The following is a 20,526-nucleotide window of genomic DNA, read 5'->3' as shown; positions in this document are numbered from 1 at the left end:
ATAACTCTGTCGGACATTGTTAACTACACTTGATTGCAGGAAAAAAACGAAGCACATAACTACTTTTTTTAACAGTTATACAATACTCTCATTGTTCATTTTATTATTCCCATCGATTGGCACTGCCCAACAGCAAATATATATTGAACCTACTGTAGGTCTCCAAACGAGACGTGGAGGTTTTGACAAAGGCGCACCTCATTTAGAGCGTGCCGGATTGAGTGTCTTTTCTTATGGCCTGTTAGTACGTTGGAAATCCATGGCAGAGAGCAGATTAGATTACAGTAGTGGGTTGATGTTAGGAGGCGCAAGTTTTGGCTATCGGGCAAGCATTCCCCCACAAAGCCTTATGGGTACTACGGCCAGCTTTTCTGCTGGCAAATCTTCTAGCACGAACGTCTGGCATTTCCCTTTGCGCGTTGGGTATCAGATAAAAGAACTCTACCTGAATCGTGTTCAAAATGAACAACAGACGCTTAAAATAAGTCTACAAGCTGGACCTCAACTTGATTATCTGGTGAAAAATCAATTCGACAATTACAACGACTCTCCTATAAGTTCGGGGCCAAGTTCTAATAATCGTATTGGTCTGCTGCGCACTCCAATTGACTCAGCGCGTTGGGGGTCATCTATTTATGCGGGAACGCAGTTCCGCTACTGTCGCAAAGGGCACGAACGGCTACAGTTGACACTCTATACTATTTTGGGGCTCACTGATATGCTCACTTATAGGCTGGATTATCAGTTAAATAATGATTCCTTTTCTACCCTAATCCGGGCACGTACTTCAGCCATAGGGTTTTCTGTTGGTGTGCCCATACGGATATGGCCTTTCGGATTCAAATCTCAAAAAATAGAAGGAAAACAGTAAAGTGGGCAGCACTATAGATGTTTCGTGAGCGGTGTACCTGTAGTATAGAAACGCACGACTTCGCGATTTCTACAATACAGGTACGCGAACCGGAAAAACGGCTATACATCAAAAAAACGCCCCGCAACCTTCCGGTTCAGGGCGTTTTCCGTTGCGGCAAGCCGCACAAGCTACAGCAGCTTGTCAATCGTCAGCGGCAGCTCCCGCACGCGCTTGCCGGTGGCGTGGTACACGGCGTTGGTGATGGCGGCGGCTACGCCCAGCATCCCCACTTCGCCGATGCCCTTCACCCCCAGCGGGTTCACGATATCATCTTCCTCCTCCACGAACAGCACGTCGATGTCGTGGATGTCGGCGCACACGGGGATGTGGTATTCGGCGTAGTTGTGGTTCACGTAGCGGCCGAACTTGTGGTCCATCACGGTTTCTTCCATCAGGGCCATGCTGATGCCCCACACCACCGAGCCCAGCACCTGAGAGCGGGCCGTTTTGGGATTGATGATCCGGCCGGCGGCCACGGCATTCACCACGCGGGTAACGTGAATCGTCCCCAGGTCCTCATCGACTTCTACCTCAACAAACACCGCGTTGTGGGCGTGCAGGGAGTATTGCTGCTGCTTCGCCATGTTGGGCCTGGCCGTGGCATCAGCCTCCACTTTTTCCTCCCCGCTGGCCTGCACAATGTCGCGGATGACGACGGCCTGGTTTGGGTCGAGGCGCAGGCGCAGCTGGCCGTTCACGAACTCCACATCCTCGAAGCTGGCATCTTCCAAAGGCGAGCCTTCCAGCTGCTGGGCCAGCTTCAGCAGCTTTTCGCCCAGCGCATCGCAGGCTTCCTTCACGGCGGTGCCAACCGAAGCAGCCGTCCAGGAACCACCCTGAATGGGAGCCGCCGGGAAGGTAGTATCCCCGAGCTGGAAGTCGACGGCCTCCAGGGGCAGGCCCAGGGTTTCGGCCGCAATCTGCGTCATGATGGTGTAGGTGCCGGTGCCGATTTCGTTCGTGCCGCTCTGCACCGTGAGCTTGCCATCGGCCGTGAGCGAGACTTTCGCCGCCGCTTTCTGCTGGGTGGCATCCCAGACGCCCCCCGCCATGCCCGAACCGACGAGCATAGTGCCCCGGCGCGTGGAGCGCGGCGCCGGATTACGCTTCTCCCAGCCAAACTTAGCCGCCCCTTCGTGGTAGCACTCCCGCAGCTTCTTGCTCGAAAAGGGCTTGTCCAGGTTCTGGTCGCGGACGGCGTAGTTGCGGATGCGGAAGTCCAGCGGGTCGAGGCCGGCGGCGTAGGCCATTTCGTCCATGGCTACTTCCAGCGCGAATGAGCCCGTGGCCGCGCCGGGCGCGCGCATATCCTGGGGCGTGTACACGTCGAGCTTGGCTAGCTGGTAGCCCAGCTTCACGTTGTCGCACTGGTAGAGCATGCCCGACCAGTTCACCACGTTCTCGGTGTAGTCCTCGAAGCGCGAGGTTTCGTGCATGGCGTGGTGCTGCAGGGCCGCCAGCGAGCCATCGGGTTTGGTGCCCAGCTGCACCGTTTGCAGGGTGTGGGGGCGGTGGCCCAAGCTGAACATCTGCTGGCGCGTGAGGCTCACGCGCACCGAGTGCTTCAGCTCCAGCGCCGCCAGCACGGCCATAAACAGCTGGTACTGGGGCCGCAACCCCGAGCCGAAGCCCCCGCCGGTATATTTCGAAATCACGCGGGCATCTTCCTTGCTCAGCCCGAACACCTTGCGAATCACCTGCTGACTATTGAAGGCCCCCTGCGTCTTGTCGTACACGTTCAGCTTGCCGCCCTCGAGGTATTCCACGGTAGTGGCAAACATCTCCATCGGGTTGTGGTGCTGGGTGCCGTGCACGTATTCCTGGTCGATGCTATGCATGGCGGCGGCCAGGGCCTGGTCCGGGTTGCCCCGGGGCGCGGGCGGCGGCATGAAGCCGGTTTTGCCGGTGCCCGGCTCGAAGCCCTGGCTGCGCTTGGTTTCGATGTTGGTTTCGTGCCCGGTAACTTCGTACTCGATTTTCAGGATCGAAGCGGCGTAGCGGGCCAGCTCAAACGTGTCGGCCACCACCAGCGCCACGGGCTGCTGGCTGAACTTGATTTCGGCGTTGTGCAGGGGCCGGAACGGGGAGCCGCCGGGGGCGATGTCGTCCTTATAGCTGCGGTCGAGCAGGGCCAGCGTGGGCACATTTTCGTGGGAGAACACCTGGAGCACGCCCGGCAGGGCCAGCACTGCGGCGGCATCAATTTTCGTGATTTTCCCCTTGGCAATGGGGCTGCTCACCACGTAGCCGTAGGCCAGGTTGGGCACGTTGAACTCGGCGGCGTACTTGGCGGTGCCCGCTACCTTGGCCGGCCCGTCGACGCGGCTCGTAGCCTGGCCGATATAGTTGGTAGTACTCATACAGCTCAGGGATTAGAATTCAGGAAGGCTTCGGATACGGGCAGCCCTTCGGCGGCCTGCTTCAGGGCCCGCACGATGGCGCGCTTAGCCAATTCAATTTTGAACGTGTTGTGGCCGTAGCCTTTGGCCCCCTCCACCACTTTGGCCGCAGCCCGGCGGAAGGTTTCCTCGGTAGCCGGCTGACCTTTGAGCAGGTCTTCGGCGGCCGGGTCGCGCCAGGGCTTGTGGGCCACGCCGCCCAGCGCCAGCCGGGCGTCTTTAATGGTGTTGCCGTCCAGCTGCAACGCCGCCGCCACCGATACCAGCGCAAAAGCGTAGCTGGACCGGTCGCGCAGCTTCAGGTAGCTGAAGTGCTGGCTGAAATCTTCGGCCGGCAGGTCGATGGCCGTCACGATTTCATCGGGCCGGAGGGTGGTGTCGAACTGGGGCGTGTCGCCGGGCAGGCGGTGGAAGTCGTCGAATTTGATAACCCGGTCCCCGCTTTTGCCCGTCACGCGCACCGTAGCGGCCAGCGCGGCCAGGGCCACGCACATATCCGACGGGTGGGTGGCAATGCACGACTCGCTGGTGCCCAGGATGCCCAGAATGCGGTTGTAGCCGCCGATGGCCGAGCAGCCCGAGCCGGGTTCCCGCTTGTTGCAGGGCGTGGCCAGGTCGTAGAAGTAGTAGCAGCGGGTGCGCTGCAGCAGGTTGCCGCCGTTGGTAGCCATGTTGCGCAGCTGGGGCGAAGCTCCCGCCAGAATAGCCTGACTCAGCAGCGGGTAGCGCTTCTCCACTTCGGGGTGCCAGGCCGTGTCGGCGTTGGTAGCCAGCGCGCCCAGGCGCAGGCCGCCGTCGGGCGCGGCGTCGATGGTGGTGAGCGGCAGGTGGTTGATGTCGATGAGCCGGGTAGGCCGCTCGATGTTTTCCTTCATCAGATCGAGCAGGTTGGTACCGCCCGCAATAAATTTGACTTGGTCGGAAGCCGATTTTTCGCGCACCGCCGTCTCGACGACCGTGGCGCGGGTGTAGGTAAAACTGTTCATCGACTAGGCTTTTTGAGTGTCCAGAACTTCCTGCACCGCCGCAAGGATGTTGGTGTAGGCGCCGCAGCGGCAGAGGTTACCGCTCATCAGCTCCTTTATTTCGGCGGCCGTTCTGGCCTTGCCCTCGTTGATCAGGCCCTGAGCCGAGCAGATCTGCCCCGGCGTGCAGTAGCCGCACTGGAAGGCGTCGTGGTCGATGAAGGCCTGCTGCAGCGGGCTCAGGCTGTCTTCCGTCCCCAGCCCTTCGATAGTGGTAATCTCGGCGCCTTCCTGCATCACGGCCAGCGTCAGGCAGGCATTGATGCGCTTGCCATTGACGAGGACGGTGCAGGCGCCGCACTGCCCATGGTCACAGCCTTTCTTGGTGCCGGTCAGGTCGAGGTGCTCGCGCAGGGCGTCGAGCAGGGTGGTCCAGGGGGCTAGCTGCAGCTGTTTTTCCTGGCCGTTGATCCGCAGCTTCACGGTGCTGGTCGGCAGCAGGGGCGCGTTTATGGCCACCCCGGCGGAATGAGTTTGGATTTCGGGCATAAGGAAAGGTGAGTTGGAAGTGACGGACTAAAGACGGCCCGGCGGCTGGTGTGGAGAGCCGCCGGGCCCAGAGCAGAATCGGAGTGAATCAGGATTGGAGCGGCTCTGGGCCGGGAAGGAACCGGGCCCAGAGAGCGTGAAAAGAGCTTTTCAGGATACGCAGAGGCGCGTTTTAGGTTAAAGTCCGCCCGCACTTTTTAGCTTACTTTTCCCCGTTTAGGTCCTGTACCGGCTTGCCGCGCCTGCCAACGGCGACCGGCCGCTACGACGATGCCTTTTCGCCCCGCCGGAGTTTGGTAGACCAACCCAGCAAGACCACTGCCCTCTTGGCCTCCTACGCCGGCTCCTTCACCCCCGACCCGGGCGTAGACGGGACCAACACCAACCGGCCGCCGTCGCTGACTGACCACTACGAGGCAGGCATCAGGAACGACCGGTGCACAGGCCGGGAAGGCGGCGGCGGCCCAAAGGTGTCCGTGAACCCCTACCCCGGCGCGGTCAGCGACAAAGTCAACTACCGCGACACGCTCTGCTTTTCCGTGAAGCTGTTTAGAAAGTTGGTTTTTCTACGCGTTTGTCATCCTGAGCGCAGCGAAGGACCTTATCCCGCCTGGTAGTTCATCGAGCGGGTACCGTTCAGCCGGGATAAGGTCCTTCGCCCTGCTCAGGATGACAGACTGCTTGACTTTCTAAACCGCTTCCGTGTATGCCTGCCGGGCACCACCTTCCCCGTCACGGGCGTGATTATGGGGCTGAGCCGGCTGCGCCAGGCCAAAAGGAAGGAAGCGAAGCCACGCGCCGCCCAGGCAGCAGCAGCCGGCCAGCGGGAAAGCCGGTTAAACTGATTCTTAGGGGCGCGAGCCTAAGCTGTACCCCACACCCACCATGAGCATGGCACTGGGCAGCAGCTCATAGTACTGCGTTTTTTCGCCCCCCAACCGCCCGCCCAGGGTGCCATCAGCCAGCGCCGACCAACGGGGCGTGGCCTGGTAGCGCAGAGCTAACCCGCCCGACAGGAAGGCATCCGTCCGCTGCTCGACCTGATCGTCCGAAGTGGTAGCCGTGGTGCCACTGGAGTGATACGTCCGGCGGTCGTTGATATCAGTGTAGCGGAATGTGAGGCCCCCGAGCAAGGCCACGCGGAGTTTCTGCGCGGCCGGGTTGAGCACGAATTGCAGCTGCACGGGCACCACGGTGCTGTACACTACTTTATGCTGCACGTATCGACCAGTCGACCAGGACTCATCCCGATCAAGCCTGAGGCGCTCATAGGCCACGCTGCTGCGGAAGGCCAGGCGCGGGCTGAAGGCGTAGGTGGCGTGCAGGGTGGGCGCAAAGCTGATTCCATCGACTGAGGTGTTGGCTCTGATGTAGTAGCCCGACATCGACGTCAGACCCAGCCCGACGCACCAGGGTTGTCGGGCAGGACTTGCGGTAGGCACGGCAGTCTGCGCCAGCGCGCCGGCGGCCGTAAAAACCCCGGCCAGCAACAACATAAATGTTTTCATAAACGCGTTTATAGGAATCTGAACAATAACTTCCTTTCAGGCTGGCAAGCTAGGAAATTCCGCCAAGCAGCCCAATACATTGGGTGGGCCACCGCGTAAATAAGGAGCCGCCGCAGTTGCCGGTGGCGCGGCGGCGAACAAGCGAAACCCGGGGCCGGTCACTGCCGCCAGCGCAGGCCGGATGGCCGGGCCGGCGCAGTCGTTTTGTTCGTGCCCCGATTCTGCCCCGCAGTTTTCCGAAACGGAGCCGCCGCCGATGGAGCCTCGGATTACCCGCCTATATTTGGGCAAAAACCGACGTGCTATGCAAGTTTCCCGAATGGCCGGCAGCCTGATTGGCTCCGAGATTATCAAGATTGGTAATGAGGTCACCGAGATGATCAGGAAGGGCGAGGACATCTGCAACCTCACCATCGGCGACTTTGCGCCCGCCATCTTCCCGATTCCGGCCGGATTGGAAGCCGGCATTTCCGCCGCTTACAAAGCCCACCAGACCAACTACCCGCCCGCCAACGGGGTGGTTGAGCTGCGCCAGGCCGTGGCCCGGTTCACCGAGGAGCGCCTGGGCCTTAGCTACTCGCCCAACGACATTCTGGTGGCCGGCGGCTCGCGCCCGCTGATCTACGCCACCTACCTGGCCCTGCTTGACCCCGGCGACAAGGTGGTATTCCCGGTGCCGTCGTGGAACAACAACCACTACTGCCACCTCTCGGGCGCCGAAGCAGTAATGGTGGAAACCCGGGCCGCGAACAACTTCATGCCCACCGCCGCCGAAGTAGCGCCCCACCTGAAAGGCGCCACGCTGCTGGCGCTGTGCTCGCCGCTGAACCCCACCGGCACCGTGTTTTCGCGCCAGGATCTGGAGCAGATCTGCGACCTGGTCATTGCCGAAAACCAGTCCCGCGCTCCTGGTGAAAAGCCGCTCTACATCATGTACGACCAGATTTACTGGATGCTGACGTTCGGCGAAACCAAGCACTACGACCCGGTAAACCTGCGCCCCGAGCTGCGCGACTACGTGGTGTATATCGACGGCATCTCCAAGTGCTTCGCGGCCACCGGCGTGCGGGTGGGCTACGCCTTCGGCCCCAGTGGCATTATCGACAAGATGAAATCCATTCTGGGCCACGTGGGGGCCTGGGCCCCGAAAGCCGAGCAGGTAGCTACCGCCGCCTTCCTGCCCCAGACGGCCGCCGTCGATGACTTCCTCGACGACTTCAAGATCAAGATGCAGGAGAGCCTGAACGCGCTCTACAACGGCCTGCAGAACCTCAAGCAAGCGGGCTACCCCGTCGATGCCATTGTGCCCATGGGGGCCATTTACCTCACCGCCCAGCTAAGCATCCTCGGCAAAACCACCCCGGCCGGGTCGGTGCTAGCCACCAACAAGGACATCACCTTCTACCTGCTTTCGGAAGCCAAGCTGGCCCTCGTACCCTTCGGCGCGTTTGGTACTCCGGACACCTCCACCTGGTTCCGGATGTCGGTAGGCGGCGCTTCGCTGCAGTCCATCGAAGCTGCCTTGCCCCGCCTTAAAAGCGCGCTGGATGCCCTGAAATAAGCGTATTGAGGGGTAACTTCCCGTCGGCGGCGGCGTTGAGTCAGGAGGAACGCTACGTTCTGGCGCCACCGGCCGGCGCGGTTCCGGTTAGTGCATTTCACCCTTATTTCAGCTTCTATGCTCAGCCCCGAAGAGTATGCCCAGCTTCCCGACGCGTTGAAGTATCCGCCCCACGAAACCGGCCCGTACCCGCTGGCCACGCCCGAAGAAATGGACCTCAAGCGCGGCTGGTGCTGGTATCCGCGTCCCGCGCCCGAGCCTCAGTCGGCAGAGTAGAGGACGGCAGCAGAACAACCAAAAAAAAGCCTTTCACTGACGTGAGAGGCTTTTTTTGTTGTTCCGGCACGGCATTGAGCTAGCCCTGGCGGGTCGCCTAAAACGGCGGGTCGTCGTTGCCGAAGTTGCTTTTCGGGAAGGGCGTGGGGCCGGGGCCACCCTCGTTGATTTTGCTGCCCAACCGGATAGTACCGGGGGTGAAGCCGGTCTGCTCGTCGAAAGTACTGGCCGGGAAAGCCCCCGTGTTGTACTCGGCATCCATGCCGAAGCCGCCACCGTCGAGGTCGGCAAACTTGGTGAACTTGCCGATAAACTTAAGCTGCACGGTTTCCAGGGAGCCGTTCCGGTGCTTGGCGATGATAACCTCGCCGGTGCCCTGCGTCGGGTTACCCATTTCGTCCTCCGTAATCTTGTAGTACTCGGGCCGGTAGAGGAAGATAACCATGTCGGCATCCTGCTCGATGGAACCCGATTCGCGCAGGTCACTGAGCTGGGGCTTCTTGTCGCCACCGCGGGTTTCCACCGAGCGCGACAGCTGCGACAGCGCCAGCACGGGCACGTTCAGCTCCTTGGCAATGCCTTTCAGAGCCCGCGAAATCGAGGCAATTTCCTGTTCGCGGTTGCCCATCCCCTTGCCGTCGGTGTTGCCCGTCATCAGCTGGAGGTAATCGATGATGATCATCGAAATATCGTGGTGGGCCTTGAGGCGGCGGCATTTGGTACGCAGCTCCCGGATGCTCAGGCCCGGCGTATCATCGATATAAATCGGGGCCGACGACAGCGCCGAAATCTTGTGGTTGAGCTGGGCCCACTCGTAATCGGCCAGGTTACCCTTCTTGATCTTCTCGGAGTCCAGCTCCGCCTCGGCCGAAATCAGCCGGTTCACGAGCTGGAGCGAGGACATTTCCAGGGAGAAAATAGCCACCGGCTTCTTAAACTCCACCGCCGCGTTGCGCATAGCCGACACCACGAAAGCCGTGTTGTGGGTCACCGTCATGTCCTGAAGCAGGAACAGCCGGTTGCCGTCGATGGCGAAGCCGTAGTAGTCGTCTACCTGATCCGGCTCCACTGAAATGCCGGTCATGCGCCAGTCGACGGGGCTCTTCCAGGGCTGGGCCTGCTTACGCGCTACCCGCACCGGCACCCGGTTGATGTCACCGTAGATGCGGACCCGGAATACTTCGCTTTCGTAGCCGATGCTGCTGATGGCAGCCCGCTTTTTCCGGAGCGAGGTGCGGAAGCCCAGGGAATCAGCCAGAAACTTGATCTGCCGGGCCAGCCGGTGGTTCTTCTGGGTGATTTCGTAGCCGTTGGATACCGGGTCGAGGTGACCGTCGGAGTCAAGCAGGCCGGCCAGCAGGCGCAGGCGGTTTTCGGTGCTGTTGCTGAGGTACTGCTGGGGAATGTGCTTGTCGCCGAGCACGCCGAGCTGGCGCAGCTCATCCTGCAGCGAGTACTGAGCCAGGCTGCCGCCCTGCCGGCCGCGGGTGATGCCGTAGCTGTTGCAGCGGTCGGCTACCACGCCCACGGTCACCTGCATGTCCAGCGCGGCGGCATACTCGTGCAGGTAATCGATGATTTCCGGGTTCTGGCCGGTGATGCGGCAGTTGCCGGAGTTGCCGTCGCCCAGCCAGACGCCGAGGAAATACGGGTCTACCGCAACTTCCTGGGCAGCAAACTCGACCGGTACCTTGTAGCCTTTGTAGTTGGTGCGGAACTTGGCCGACTTGCCCAGCCAGTCCTTCACCGTGATGTTGAGCACGTCGCCGTGGTGGTGCGGGCCTTCGGTGCGGCTGCGCTTGAGGGAAAGGATGTGGCTTTCGTTGACACGGTAGGCTTCGCCCTTGTTCTGGCGCACCCAGTACATCTGCTCCCGGCCCCGGGCAATATTGAGCACCCGGCGCGGAGTGGAATCGTCGCCCATCAGCAGCTCGCCGGCCCGCACGTCTTCCACGTTGCGCAGCGTACCGTCGAACATCAGCACTTTCGTGCCTTTGCCTAAGCACTTGCCCATGCCCGGACGCGCGGCAATAATCACCAGGTCAGATGGTTGCCAGCCCGAGGTGACGCGGTCCAGGGCCGTGAAGCCCGAGGGTACGCCGGTGAGGCCGTCCTTCTGGTTTTTCTTTTCTTCCAGCTCCTTGATGGCCTTGCCCATCAGGCTGCGCATGTCGTCGAAGTTCTTGCGGATGTTGGATTCCGAGACTTCAAACAGGTCCTGCTCAGTCTTGTCGAGCAGGTTAAATACGTCGGTGGTGTCTTCGAAAGCGTCGCGCTGGATGGTGCTGGCAATGTTGATCAGCTCCCGCTTGATGGCGTTTTCGGTGATGATGCGGGCGTGGTACTCGATGTTGGCCGCCGAGTTCACCTTGAAGGTGAGGTTGGCCACGTAGTGCGCGCCACCGGCCGTTTCCAGCTCGCCCATCTCCCGCAGCTCGTGCGTGACGGTCAGAATATCAATCGGCTCCGACTTATCGAACAGGTTCAGGATGGCCTTGAAGATGCGCGTGTGGCCTTCCTTGTAGAAGCTCTGGGGCTTGAGGATGTCGATAACCGTGGTCAGGGCATCCTTTTCCAGCATCAGGGCCCCCAGCACGGCCGCTTCCAGCTCCAGGGCCTGGGGGGGCAGCTTGCCGGCCGGGCCGCCGCTCATCGACGGCTGCGCGGGCCGGCTGTTCCAGGCAGCCTTGGCCCGCGAGGCCGAAAGTTTTAAGCGGTCATCCATCTGGTCGTTCATCGTGTACTCAGCAAATCTAACCCAAAAGGGGGCACAAAGCTAACGGCTAAGCCGCAGAATGTGGATGGTCAAAAACTCTTTCTTTTCGGTACATTGTCCGGAGTGGGCCGGGGCCGGCGGGCCGCGCGGCGCTCAACACGGGTCGTTTGCTACCTTTGCGCCCCCTGTTAAGCTTATCTGCTCCGCTTTAGTTTCTCTGAATGCCCGCTACGCCCGCTTCCCTGAACCGCCTGCACCTGATTGCCACCGGCGGCAGCATCATGCACAACCTGGCCCTGGCCCTGCACCGCCGCGGTGCCCGGGTCACGGGCTCCGACGACGAGATATTTGAGCCCGCCAAGAGTCGCCTGGCCGCCGCGGGCCTGCTGCCGGCCCGGGAAGGCTGGTTTCCGGAAAAAATCACCGCCGACCTCGACGCCGTTATCGTGGGCATGCACGCCCGGGCCGACAACCCCGAGCTGCTCCGGGCCCAGGCGCTGGGGCTGCGGATTTACTCCTTCCCGGAGTTTATCTACGAGGCTTCCAAGGACAAGCAGCGGGTGGTTATCGGCGGCTCCCACGGCAAAACCAGCATCACGTCCCTCATTCTGCACGTGCTGCGCTACCATAAGCGCAAGTTCGACTACGCCGTGGGCGCCCAGCTCGAAGGCTTCGATCTGATGGTGCAGCTGTCCGACGACGCGCCCATCATCATCATCGAGGGCGATGAGTACCTGGCTTCGCCCATTGACCGGCGGCCCAAGTTTCACCTCTACCAGCACCACATCGGCCTGATTTCGGGTATCAGCTGGGACCACATCAACGTGTTTCCGACCGAGGACGACTACCGGGAGCAGTTCCGCATCTTCGCCGGGATGACGCCCAAAGCCGGCGTGCTGATTTATGATCAGCATGATGAGCAGGTGCAGCTCGTGACCGTGCCCACCAACCCCGACGTGACCTACATCGGCTACGGCCCCCACGACCACGTGGTGAAGAACGGCAAGACGGCCCTTATCACCAAGAAGGACGAGGAAGTGCCCATCCAGGTGTTCGGCGACCATAACCTGCGCAATATCTCGGCGGCCAAGGAAGTGTGCCGGCAGCTGGGCATCAAGGGCAAGGATTTCTACGAGGCCCTGGCTACGTTCAAAGGGGCGGCCCGCCGCCTGGAGCTGGTGCGCGAAGGCGAAGGCTCGGTGGTATACAAGGACTTTGCCCACGCGCCGAGCAAGCTGAAAGCCACGGCCACGGCCTTCAAGAAGCAGTACCCGAAGCGCCGGCTGGTGGCCTGCCTGGAGCTGCACACGTTCAGCAGCCTGAACCCGGCCTTTCTGCCCCAGTACGCCCACACCTTCGACGCACCCGACGTGGCCGTGGTCTACTTCAACCCCCAGGTGCTGGAGCACAAGCGCCTGCCCGCCCTGCCGCCCGCAGCCGTGCAGGCCGCCTTCCAGCGCCCCGACCTGCAGGTATTCACCGACAGCCAGGCCCTGGCCGAGTTCCTGCACCAGCAAAACTGGCAGGATGCCAACCTGCTGATGATGACCTCGGGCACCTTCGACGGACTCGACCTGAACCAGCTGGCGGAAGAAGTAACCCGATGAAACCACCCCTCCTCCTCCTGCACGGCGCCCTGGGCTCGGCCAGGCAACTGCAACCCCTGGCCCGCGACCTGGCCCAGTTCTACCAGGTTCACCTGCTTTCCTTCAGCGGACACGGCGGCCGGGAGCTGGTGGCCGGCGAGTTTACGATGCGGCACTTTGCCCGGGAAATCCAGCAGTACTGCAGCCGGAATAACCTGACGGCGGTACACGTGTTCGGCTACAGCATGGGCGGCTACGCGGCACTGCTGAGTGCGCTGCTGGTGCCCGGCATCATCAGATCCATTACCACCCTGGGCACCAAATTCAATTGGACGCCCGAAACGGCAACGGCCGAAACCCGGCTGCTGGACCCGGCCAGAATTCAGGAGAAGGTGCCCCAGTTTGCCCGGCAGCTCGAGCAAACCCACGCGCCTACACCCTGGCCGGCAGTAGTAGCCGCTACCGCCGCCATGCTGCACGAGCTCGGCGCTAACCCGCCGCTGACGGCCGAAAACCTGGCGGGCATCAGCATTCCGGTGCAGATACTGGTGGGGGAGCTGGACAAAACGGCCGGCGTAGATGCCTCGGCCCGGTTTGCCGGCTACCTGCCCCATGCCCGCTGCGAGACCATCATGAACACGCCCCACCCGCTGGAGCGCGTGAACCCGGACTTCCTGGCGGGTCGGATTGTGGGCTTTATTGCGGCGGCGGCAGTGCTGTAGAGCCCCATCCTTACATTTCGGCGTTGAACGATACCCAAACGACACTCAACGGCGCGGCCGCCGCGACGCCAGGGGGCGTTTTTCCATCGTTCGATTCAGACCTTTAAAAAGGCCCGCTACTCACGTACTTGTCCTTCCCCACATCTTTTCCAGCGGCAGCGATGAAGTCTTCACGCAGTGTCGCGCAGTGTTAAAGCGCAGTGTCTCGCTGTGTTGTTGCTGAATGGCACTGCGAGACGCTGCGTTCTACCCCTGCGCGACACTGCGTGAAGCACATCCGGGCAAGCCCGCCAAAGATGTGGGGAAGGACAAGTACTCACGTAGCGGGCCTTGGCTTATTTAGTATCCGGCTTCGGGGGCACCGGCAGCCTGGGGCGGCGGCGGTCCGAGACCACCAGCAACGCCAGAGCCGTCAGGGTCAGGCGCAGAATCCATGTGCGGTTCATTTGCGGAAGATGCCGTTGGTGTTTTCTACCACTAAGTCGCAGCGGCTGCCGCCGCTGTTGTCTTCGCAGGTGGTACCCACGATACGGTTTTTCTCAAAGGAGAAATAGCAGAAGTTGCAGCCCACGCTGGTCACGATGTAGCGCTCGGCGTTGGAGCTCAGGTAGAGGCTTTTGTCGGTGGAGGTTTGCAGGGGAATGGCCATGGAGCGGAACATGCCGTTGCGCAGCCCCAGCCCCACCAGGTAGTAGACGGCTTTATCCTTGGGACTTTCCTGCACCTTGCGGATCATGGTTTTATCGACCACGGTACCATCCTTGAACTCGCGGATGAAGGCCGAGGCCAGCTGGGCGCGCGGAATCAGGTATTCCACCTTGCCCTCGGCAATGCGCGCTACCTGCTTGCTGGTCGCTTCCATCTGCCGCCGCTTCACCTCGTCGGGGTCGGAAGTAGGGCCGCTGACTTCGGGAAAGCCACCGCCCCGTTTGGGCTTGGTGGTTTCGCAACCGGTGAGCATCGTGAAAAGAGCCGCTGCGGACAGCAGGCCGGACAGAAAAGAACGCGGGGATAGTTTCATTAAGACGGGCTCGGAGCCGGGCAATTAGCGGGGCTTATAGTATTTACGCGCTTCGGGCAGCTCCCGCTGGATATCGGCAATGCGCGTGCCGTTGGAGGGGTGGGTGGAGAGAAACTCGGGGGGCGAGGCCTGCCCTTCCCGGGAATCCATGCGCTGCCAGAAGGCAATGGCTCCGTCGGGGTTGTAGCCGGCCAGGGCCATAAAGATAAGCCCCAGATGGTCGGCTTCCGTTTCCTGATTACGGCCGTATTTGAGCAGGCCCACGGAGGTACTCACCCCGAACGCCTGCAGGGCCAGCTGCTGGGTGGCCGGCGCGTTGCTGGCCAGCGCCGCCGACAAGGCCTGCCCGCCGAGCTGCTGCACCAGGCCCTGGCTCATCCGCTCGGAGCCGTGCTTGGCTACGGCGTGGGCAATTTCGTGGGCCATGACTACGGCTAGGCCGTTTTCGTCCTGGGTGGTGGACAGGATGCCGGTGTACACGGCCACTTTGCCGCCGGGCATGCACCAGGCGTTTTCCTGCTTGTCCTCAAGCAGGTTGTATTCCCACTGGTAGCCGGCCAGCTGGTCCTGGGCATTCTGGGAGCGGAAATACGACTCCACGGCCTGCTGAATCCGCTGGCCCACATTCCTGACCAAAGCCGTCTGGGCCGAATTGGCGGACAGCCGGCTGGTGCGCAACACTTCCGCGTACTGCTGCTGGGCCAGGGTGATAATTTCGGTATCGGAAACCAGGCTGAGCTGGCGGCGGCCCGTAATCGGGACGGTGGTGCAACCCGCGGCGACGAGCAGGCAGGCGGCAAGGGCAAGTTTTTTGAACATGGGGGGAAGAGCTTGGGCGGGAAATAACCGGACTGCCGCCGCTGGGCGACGGACCGGCCAAGAAAGCGCGGACGCCGTGGGGTGCTATACGTCGGGCGGCGGGTAAAATGTTTGGCCGGCGGCGGCCAACGGGAGGCCCCGCCGGTACGTAGGCCGCACTTCCGGTTTTCCGGGCCGCGAATTAGCGCTATTTTTGACCGGCACCCTGCCCTCCTTGTCTTTCCTCCATGAAAATAATCTGCATCGGCCGCAACTACGCCGACCACATTGCCGAGCTCCGGAACGAAACGCCCGACGCGCCCGTCATCTTCCTCAAGCCCGATACGGCCCTGCTCCAGCGCAACCAGCCCTTCTTCTACCCCGACTTTTCCCGGGACATTCACCACGAAATCGAGCTGGTGCTGCGCGTGAGCAAGAACGGCAAGAACATCGACGAGAAGTTCGCCCCCACCTACTTCGACGCCATCGGCCTGGGCATCGACTTCACGGCCCGCGACCTGCAAAGCCAGCTCAAAAGCAAGGGGCTGCCCTGGGAGCTGGCCAAGGGCTTCGACGGCTCGGCCCCGCTGGGCACCACCTTCAAGCCGGTGGCGGATTTCGCCGACCTGGCCAACATCAACTTCCACCTCGAAGTGAACGGCGAGGTGAAGCAGCGCGGCAATTCGGGGCTGATGCTCCACCCTTTCGCGGCCATCATCAGCTACGTGTCGCGCTTCATCACCCTGAAAATGGGCGACCTGATCTTCACCGGCACCCCCAGCGGCGTTGGCCCCGTGCAGATCGGTGACCAGCTCACGGGCTTTATCGAGGGCGAGAAGATCCTGGACCTGGCCGTGAAATAGCCGGCCCGCGTACCCCATTTTTGTTGATTGTGCCGTTGTAAGGCTGGTCTTTTTTCTGCTTGTCATCCTGAGCCTGCGAAGGACCTTATCCCGTTGAAGCGACTCGTTCAACCGGCATAAGGTCCTTCGCTCTGCTCAGGATGACAAACGAGAAAACTGCTCTTCACCGCGGCGCTTGTGCCTGTTGATTTGATTTTTCTGAATGCCGACTACCTCTTTGCCTACCTCGCCGCGCCGGCTGCTCAGCCTGGCTTTGCCTTTTTTGCTGCTGCTGCTCGGGCTGCGCCCCACCTCCTGCGGCGGCCAGGAGCCCGATTCTTCCGACAAGCCCAAACCCCGGGCAGCCCCGGTACCAGCCGGCCGCTCCACGGTGGCCCCCGGCTACTTTTTGCTGCCCATCAAGCCTGGCCAGCCCAATTTCCTGGCCGCCAGCATGGGCGAGCTGCGGCCCAACCACTTCCACGGCGGCCTCGACATTAAAACCGACGGCCGGGTGGATCTGCCCGTTCACGCCGCCGCCGACGGCTACATCTCCCGGCTCAAGCAGAGCAGCTTCGGCTACGGCAACGTGCTCTACCTCACTCACCCCAACGGAATGACCACCGTATACGGGCACCTGAACCGCTTTCTGGGTCCGGTGGCCGGGGCGCTACGCCAGAAGCAGTACGAGGGCCAGACCTACGAGCAGGAGCTGTTCTTTGGCAAGGACCAGTTTCCGGTGAAGCGCGGCGAAGTGGTGGCCTTATCGGGCAATACGGGCGGCTCGGCGGGCCCCCACCTGCACTGGGAAGTGCGCGACGCCCAGGATAACCAGCTCAACCCCCTGCAATGGGGCGGCTTCAGCGAGATTCAGGACCACGTGGCACCGACGTTCCAGGCCTTCGCCGTGGAGCCGCTCACCATCGAGGCCCGGGTGCAGGGCAGCTTCAACAAGGCGCTGTTTGTGCCCCGGCTGGCCCCCGGCGCCGGCGTGGCTACCGTGTGGCCCGATACCATCCCGGCCTTTGGCACGGTGGGCATCCTGCTCCAGGCTTTCGATAGGTTCGACAACGCCTGGAACAAGAACGGCCTGCAACGGGTGGATGTGCGCGTGAACGGGCAGCCCCTCTACTCCCACACCGTAGACAACGTGCCCTTTCCCACCGGCACCCGCGCCGTGAATCAGCACGTGGACTACGAGTGGATGATGACCCAGGGCCGCACCCTGCAGAAGCTCTTCGTCGACGACGGCAACGCCCTGCCCATGTATACCACCGGCCCCACCAAAGGCCGGCTGCGGGTGGAAGACGGCCAGCTCTACACCGTGGAAGTGAAGATGAGCGACTCCTACGGCAATGCCACGCCCCTCACCTTCGTGCTGCGCGGGCAGCGCCCTACGTACACCAAAACCCGTAGCGCGGCGGTGAAAACGCCCGCCCTGCGCTGGGAAATCACCCGCAACATCCTCAAAGTCATTGCCACCGACCCCGACACGGCCCGGCAGGGTGCCAACGCCGTACTGCTGCGCGGCAACCGGCGCCTGGAGCTGCGGCCCAGCTACACCACCCAGAGCCAGAACGTGTACCTCTACGACCTGCGCGCCGGTCTGCCCGACTCGATCCGCTTCGGCGCCATCACCCGGCGCTTCGACCGTCAGGTGCTGATTCCGGCCGGCACCGAGCAGGGCTTTGCCGATAACTTCCTGAACCTGGATTTCGCGGCCCAGACCCTGTTCGACACGCTCTACCTGCAAACCAGCTACAAGGACGGCACCTGGACGGTACATAACCCGCGCCAGTCGCTCTACCAGCCCCTGCGCGTGACGCTGAAGCCCACCGCGGAAGTAGCCGATAAAACCCACTCGGCCGTGTATTCGGTTAACGCCCGCGGGGCCCGCAACTACGTGGGCGGCAAGTGGGACGGCAACCAGATTTCGTTTTCGACCAAGGTATTCGGGCAGTTCCGCATCTTCGCCGACACTATTCCGCCCACGGCGCGGCTGGTGAGCCGGGGTGCGGGGGGGCTCGTATTTAAGGTGGGCGACAACCTCTCGGGGCTGGCCAGCTACCAGCTGCTGATCGGGGGCCGATTCCGCCTGTTGCGCTACGAGCATAAAAACGCCACCCTCTTCACCGAGCGCCAGGATACGCTGGGCCCACCCCTGCGCGGCCCCGCTACCCTGCGCCTCACCGATCAGGCCGGCAACGAGAAGGTGGTGAGCCTGAATCTGTAGCCTTAGCCGCCACTCCCGCCGGCCCGGCGCGTATCGTTCACCGACGGCAACGGGCGCGGGCGACGCGTCCCTGCCGCGGCCGGGTAAACGCTACCTGCGCCCGTTCGTACAACTCAGCTACCTTCCAGCCGACCAAACCCTATCGTTATGGCCAAGAACCTGCTCCATCGTCGTCAACCCGTGCTGTTCACCGCCGCAGCGGCCCTGCTGGGTACGGGCGTGGCGGCTTTCGTGTATGCCCGGCGCAAGCTGCTGCACCCGCTGCCCACCGTACCGCATGTGGAGCTGAAGCGCTACATGGGGCTGTGGTACGAAGTAGCCCGCCTGCCCACCCGCTACGAGAAGGACTGCCAGCACGTCACGGCCGAATACCGCCTGATGCCCGACGGTAAGGTGAGCATCCTCAACACCTGCCACAAACACGAGTTGCAGGGCCCCATCGAAAAGGTGAAAGGCACTGCCCGCGTGGTGGATGCCGAAACCAATGCGAAGCTGAAAGTGAGCTTCTTCTGGCCCTTCGAAGGCGACTACTGGATTCTGGACCTCGACTACGTCGACTACCAGTATGCCCTGGTGGGGGAGCCCGGCCGCAAAAACCTCTGGCTCCTGAGCCGCAAGCCCCACCTCGACCGCACCTTCCGCGACCAGCTGGTAGCCAGGGGCCGGGAGCTGGGATTCCCGACGGAAAACCTCATTTTTACGGGCCAGCCCGTCATCGACAAACCGTAGTAACCCCCCGCTCCCGCTTCCTTATGCCCCTCACCGCCGGTACCCCCGCCCCCGATTTTGAAGCCCCCGACCAGGACGGCAACCTCATTCGCCTCCGCGACCTGCGGGGCCGCAAGGTGGCCCTCTACTTCTACCCCAAAGACGACACGCCCGGCTGCACTGCCCAGGCCTGCAACCTGCGCGACCACCAGGCTGAGCTGACGGCGGGCAACGTACAGGTTATCGGCGTGAGCGTGGATGGGGAGAAGTCGCACCAGAAGTTCGCCCTCAAGTACGAGCTGCCCTTCCCGCTGCTGGTCGATACCGAGAAGAAAATAGTGGCAGCCTACGGCGTGTGGCAGGAAAAATCGATGTACGGCCGCAAGTACATGGGTACCATGCGCGTCACGTTTCTCATCGATGAAAACGGCGTTATCGAAAAGATCATCGAGAAGGTCGACACCAAGAACCACGCGGCGCAGCTGCTGTAGGCCTCATTCCCTTTGCCTCACCCCGGCCCTCTCCTAAGGAGAGGGAGCCTGATGGCGCGACCGGACAAACGCCTCAGCTTTTCAGCTGAGGCGTTTGTGTTCTTACGAATTCAACAAAATCTTCTCTTCGGTAGCAGCGGAGGCGCAAGCCGACGCCGTGCTGCTAATCGTCAGGCTCCCCTCTCCTTGGGATAATGCGCATTACGCATTTGCGGGTTGGGGTGAGGTAAACAAGGCTAGGGCCACTTCGCCAAGAACCTTACCTTTGCCCCTACACCCTCCTTCCAACTTCCATGTCGCAGGACGCTACACTCACCCAGACCTCCACTCCCGAAACGCCCGCCCCGCCCGCGCCGAAAAGCGTAGCCGAGCTCAAGCAGATTGCCGCCCAGGTGCGGCGCGACATCGTGCGCATGGTGCACGCCGTAAACTCCGGCCATCCCGGCGGCTCGCTGGGCTGCACCGATCTGCTGGTGGCACTGTACTTCCGCCTGATGAAGCACGACCCCAGCTTCCACATGAACGGCGAAAATGAGGACCTGTTCTTCCTGTCGAACGGCCACATTTCCCCGGTGTTCTACTCCGTGCTGGCCCGCGCGGGCTACTTCCCGGTGAGTGAGCTGGCTACGTTCCGTAAGCTGAACTCGCGGCTGCAGGGCCACCCCGCCACCCACGAGCACCTGCCCGGCATCCGCATTGCCTCCGGCTCTTTGGGCCAGGGCCTGAGCGTGGCCACCGGCGCGGCCCAGGCCAAAAAGCTCAACGGCGACAACCGCCTCGTGTACGTGCTGATGGGCGACGGCGAGCTGGAAGAAGGCCAGGTGTGGGAAGCGGCCCTGTATGCCCCCCACCACAAGGTCGACAACCTGATTGCCATCGTGGACCGCAACGGCCAGCAGATTGACGGCAGCACCGCCGAAATCGGGGGCCTGGGCAACCTGCGCGCCAAGTTCGAAGCTTTCGGCTGGCGCGTGCTTGAGGCCGACGGCAACCAGTTTGAAACCCTGCTCCCGGCCCTGGAAGAAGCCCGGTCACTCACCGGTCAGGGCGTACCTGTTATGCTGCTGATGGACACCCAGATGGGCTACGGCGTCGACTTCATGATGGGCTCCCACAAATGGCACGGCGTGGCGCCCAACGATGAACAGCTCGAAAAGGCGTTGCAGCAGCTGCTGGTGGAGCAGGCCGGCGACTACTAAGTCATGAACAAGCTATTTGGTGAATACTACGCTCCCATT

At 61.9% G+C, this 20,526-nt stretch carries 18 protein-coding genes; 11 read left to right on the top strand and 7 right to left on the bottom strand.

Annotation, left to right across the window (positions count from 1 at the left end; translation table 11 throughout):
- Window positions 1-91 precede the first annotated feature (91 nt).
- The gene (locus ABD833_RS10435) at window positions 92-871 is read left to right on the top strand and encodes a hypothetical protein (protein WP_345072833.1); all 780 of its coding nucleotides are present in this window, start codon (window positions 92-94) and stop codon (window positions 869-871) included.
- Between the two features lie 170 nt (window positions 872-1,041).
- On the opposite strand, the gene ABD833_RS10430 is transcribed toward ABD833_RS10435, so the two are convergent.
- From ABD833_RS10430 to ABD833_RS10420, 3 genes are read right to left on the bottom strand one after another with little or no spacing between them, the layout of a single operon-like run.
- Window positions 1,042-3,273, bottom strand: coding sequence for a xanthine dehydrogenase family protein molybdopterin-binding subunit (locus ABD833_RS10430; protein WP_345072832.1), 2,232 nt, complete (start codon window positions 3,271-3,273; stop codon window positions 1,042-1,044).
- A 5-nt stretch (window positions 3,274-3,278) separates the two neighbouring features.
- Entirely contained in the window at window positions 3,279-4,298 is a 1,020-nt protein-coding gene (locus tag ABD833_RS10425) for an FAD binding domain-containing protein (protein ID WP_345072831.1), read from the bottom strand.
- A gap of 3 nt (window positions 4,299-4,301) precedes the next feature.
- Window positions 4,302-4,826: a (2Fe-2S)-binding protein gene (locus tag ABD833_RS10420; RefSeq protein ID WP_345072830.1), complete on the bottom strand. Its 525-nt coding sequence runs from the start codon at window positions 4,824-4,826 to the stop codon at window positions 4,302-4,304.
- Window positions 4,827-5,059: 233 nt separating this feature from the next.
- Here ABD833_RS10420 and ABD833_RS10415 point away from each other — a divergent pair, with 233 nt between their 5' ends.
- On the top strand, window positions 5,060-5,443 hold the full coding sequence (locus tag ABD833_RS10415; protein WP_345072828.1) for a hypothetical protein: 384 nt from the start codon (window positions 5,060-5,062) through the stop codon (window positions 5,441-5,443).
- 231 nt (window positions 5,444-5,674) lie between these two features.
- Here the strand turns inward: ABD833_RS10415 and ABD833_RS10410 are convergent, their stop codons facing one another.
- Entirely contained in the window at window positions 5,675-6,334 is a 660-nt protein-coding gene (locus ABD833_RS10410) for a hypothetical protein (RefSeq protein WP_345072827.1), read from the bottom strand.
- A gap of 304 nt (window positions 6,335-6,638) precedes the next feature.
- Between ABD833_RS10410 and ABD833_RS10405 the strand changes: the two genes are divergently transcribed.
- Both ABD833_RS10405 and ABD833_RS10400 read left to right on the top strand, forming a co-directional pair.
- Window positions 6,639-7,895, top strand: a complete 1,257-nt coding sequence (locus ABD833_RS10405; protein WP_345072826.1) for a pyridoxal phosphate-dependent aminotransferase — start codon at window positions 6,639-6,641, stop codon at window positions 7,893-7,895.
- Window positions 7,896-8,012: 117 nt separating this feature from the next.
- Window positions 8,013-8,171 carry a hypothetical protein gene (locus tag ABD833_RS10400; protein WP_345072824.1) on the top strand — a complete coding sequence of 53 codons (159 nt, stop codon included), beginning with the start codon at window positions 8,013-8,015 and terminating at the stop codon, window positions 8,169-8,171.
- 97 nt (window positions 8,172-8,268) lie between these two features.
- On the opposite strand, the gene dnaB is transcribed toward ABD833_RS10400, so the two are convergent.
- Window positions 8,269-10,824 (bottom strand): replicative DNA helicase, encoded by a 2,556-nt coding sequence (dnaB, locus tag ABD833_RS10395; protein WP_345072871.1) that lies wholly within the window; start codon window positions 10,822-10,824, stop codon window positions 8,269-8,271.
- A 284-nt stretch (window positions 10,825-11,108) separates the two neighbouring features.
- On the opposite strand from dnaB, the gene ABD833_RS10390 reads away from it, so the two are divergent.
- Both ABD833_RS10390 and ABD833_RS10385 read left to right on the top strand, forming a co-directional pair.
- Window positions 11,109-12,494, top strand: coding sequence for a UDP-N-acetylmuramate--L-alanine ligase (locus ABD833_RS10390; RefSeq protein WP_345072822.1), 1,386 nt, complete (start codon window positions 11,109-11,111; stop codon window positions 12,492-12,494).
- Window positions 12,491-13,195 carry an alpha/beta fold hydrolase gene (locus tag ABD833_RS10385; protein ID WP_345072821.1) on the top strand — a complete coding sequence of 235 codons (705 nt, stop codon included), beginning with the start codon at window positions 12,491-12,493 and terminating at the stop codon, window positions 13,193-13,195. The genes ABD833_RS10390 and ABD833_RS10385 overlap by 4 nt, the downstream gene beginning before the upstream one ends.
- A 442-nt stretch (window positions 13,196-13,637) precedes the next feature.
- Here the strand turns inward: ABD833_RS10385 and ABD833_RS10380 are convergent, their stop codons facing one another.
- Together ABD833_RS10380 and ABD833_RS10375 are read right to left on the bottom strand one after the other, a co-directional pair.
- On the bottom strand, window positions 13,638-14,216 hold the full coding sequence (locus ABD833_RS10380; protein WP_345072820.1) for a hypothetical protein: 579 nt from the start codon (window positions 14,214-14,216) through the stop codon (window positions 13,638-13,640).
- A gap of 24 nt (window positions 14,217-14,240) precedes the next feature.
- Window positions 14,241-15,035 carry a M48 family metallopeptidase gene (locus ABD833_RS10375; protein ID WP_345072818.1) on the bottom strand — a complete coding sequence of 265 codons (795 nt, stop codon included), beginning with the start codon at window positions 15,033-15,035 and terminating at the stop codon, window positions 14,241-14,243.
- A 227-nt stretch (window positions 15,036-15,262) separates the two neighbouring features.
- Between ABD833_RS10375 and ABD833_RS10370 the strand changes: the two genes are divergently transcribed.
- The 5 genes from ABD833_RS10370 to ABD833_RS10350 all read left to right on the top strand — a co-directional run bounded on the left by ABD833_RS10370 (window position 15,263) and on the right by ABD833_RS10350 (window position 20,487).
- The gene (locus ABD833_RS10370) at window positions 15,263-15,877 is read left to right on the top strand and encodes a fumarylacetoacetate hydrolase family protein (RefSeq protein ID WP_345072816.1); all 615 of its coding nucleotides are present in this window, start codon (window positions 15,263-15,265) and stop codon (window positions 15,875-15,877) included.
- A 202-nt stretch (window positions 15,878-16,079) separates the two neighbouring features.
- A complete protein-coding gene (locus ABD833_RS10365) occupies window positions 16,080-18,089 on the top strand; it encodes a M23 family metallopeptidase (RefSeq protein ID WP_345072815.1) in 2,010 nt (669 codons plus the stop codon).
- A gap of 147 nt (window positions 18,090-18,236) precedes the next feature.
- Entirely contained in the window at window positions 18,237-18,818 is a 582-nt protein-coding gene (locus ABD833_RS10360; protein WP_345072813.1) for a lipocalin family protein, read from the top strand.
- 23 nt (window positions 18,819-18,841) lie between these two features.
- Entirely contained in the window at window positions 18,842-19,288 is a 447-nt protein-coding gene (gene bcp / locus ABD833_RS10355) for a thioredoxin-dependent thiol peroxidase (RefSeq protein WP_345072812.1), read from the top strand.
- Between the two features lie 293 nt (window positions 19,289-19,581).
- Window positions 19,582-20,487, top strand: a complete 906-nt coding sequence (locus ABD833_RS10350) for a transketolase (RefSeq protein ID WP_345072810.1) — start codon at window positions 19,582-19,584, stop codon at window positions 20,485-20,487.
- The last annotated feature ends 39 nt before the right edge of the window (window positions 20,488-20,526 follow it).

The sequence above is a fragment of the Hymenobacter fastidiosus genome, from assembly GCF_039539565.1.
GTDB classification, from domain to species: domain Bacteria; phylum Bacteroidota; class Bacteroidia; order Cytophagales; family Hymenobacteraceae; genus Hymenobacter; species Hymenobacter fastidiosus.
The sequence above is the reverse complement of the archived record's forward strand: the minus strand, read 5'-3'. Positions and strand labels throughout refer to the sequence as shown.

Coding starts and splice junctions, on each gene's coding strand:
- ABD833_RS10430 (WP_345072832.1), bottom strand. CDS start 3,273: ATGAGTACTACCAACTATATCGGCCAGGCTACGAGCCGCGTCGACGGG.
- ABD833_RS10425 (WP_345072831.1), bottom strand. CDS start 4,298: ATGAACAGTTTTACCTACACCCGCGCCACGGTCGTCGAGACGGCGGTG.
- ABD833_RS10420 (WP_345072830.1), bottom strand. CDS start 4,826: ATGCCCGAAATCCAAACTCATTCCGCCGGGGTGGCCATAAACGCGCCC.
- ABD833_RS10410 (WP_345072827.1), bottom strand. CDS start 6,334: ATGAAAACATTTATGTTGTTGCTGGCCGGGGTTTTTACGGCCGCCGGC.
- ABD833_RS10405 (WP_345072826.1), top strand. CDS start 6,639: ATGCAAGTTTCCCGAATGGCCGGCAGCCTGATTGGCTCCGAGATTATC.
- ABD833_RS10400 (WP_345072824.1), top strand. CDS start 8,013: ATGCTCAGCCCCGAAGAGTATGCCCAGCTTCCCGACGCGTTGAAGTAT.
- dnaB (WP_345072871.1), bottom strand. CDS start 10,824: ATGAGCGGCGGCCCGGCCGGCAAGCTGCCCCCCCAGGCCCTGGAGCTG.
- ABD833_RS10390 (WP_345072822.1), top strand. CDS start 11,109: ATGCCCGCTACGCCCGCTTCCCTGAACCGCCTGCACCTGATTGCCACC.
- ABD833_RS10385 (WP_345072821.1), top strand. CDS start 12,491: ATGAAACCACCCCTCCTCCTCCTGCACGGCGCCCTGGGCTCGGCCAGG.
- ABD833_RS10380 (WP_345072820.1), bottom strand. CDS start 14,216: ATGAAACTATCCCCGCGTTCTTTTCTGTCCGGCCTGCTGTCCGCAGCG.
- ABD833_RS10375 (WP_345072818.1), bottom strand. CDS start 15,035: ATGTTCAAAAAACTTGCCCTTGCCGCCTGCCTGCTCGTCGCCGCGGGT.
- ABD833_RS10370 (WP_345072816.1), top strand. CDS start 15,263: ATGAAAATAATCTGCATCGGCCGCAACTACGCCGACCACATTGCCGAG.
- ABD833_RS10365 (WP_345072815.1), top strand. CDS start 16,080: ATGCCGACTACCTCTTTGCCTACCTCGCCGCGCCGGCTGCTCAGCCTG.
- ABD833_RS10360 (WP_345072813.1), top strand. CDS start 18,237: ATGGCCAAGAACCTGCTCCATCGTCGTCAACCCGTGCTGTTCACCGCC.
- bcp (WP_345072812.1), top strand. CDS start 18,842: ATGCCCCTCACCGCCGGTACCCCCGCCCCCGATTTTGAAGCCCCCGAC.
- ABD833_RS10350 (WP_345072810.1), top strand. CDS start 19,582: ATGTCGCAGGACGCTACACTCACCCAGACCTCCACTCCCGAAACGCCC.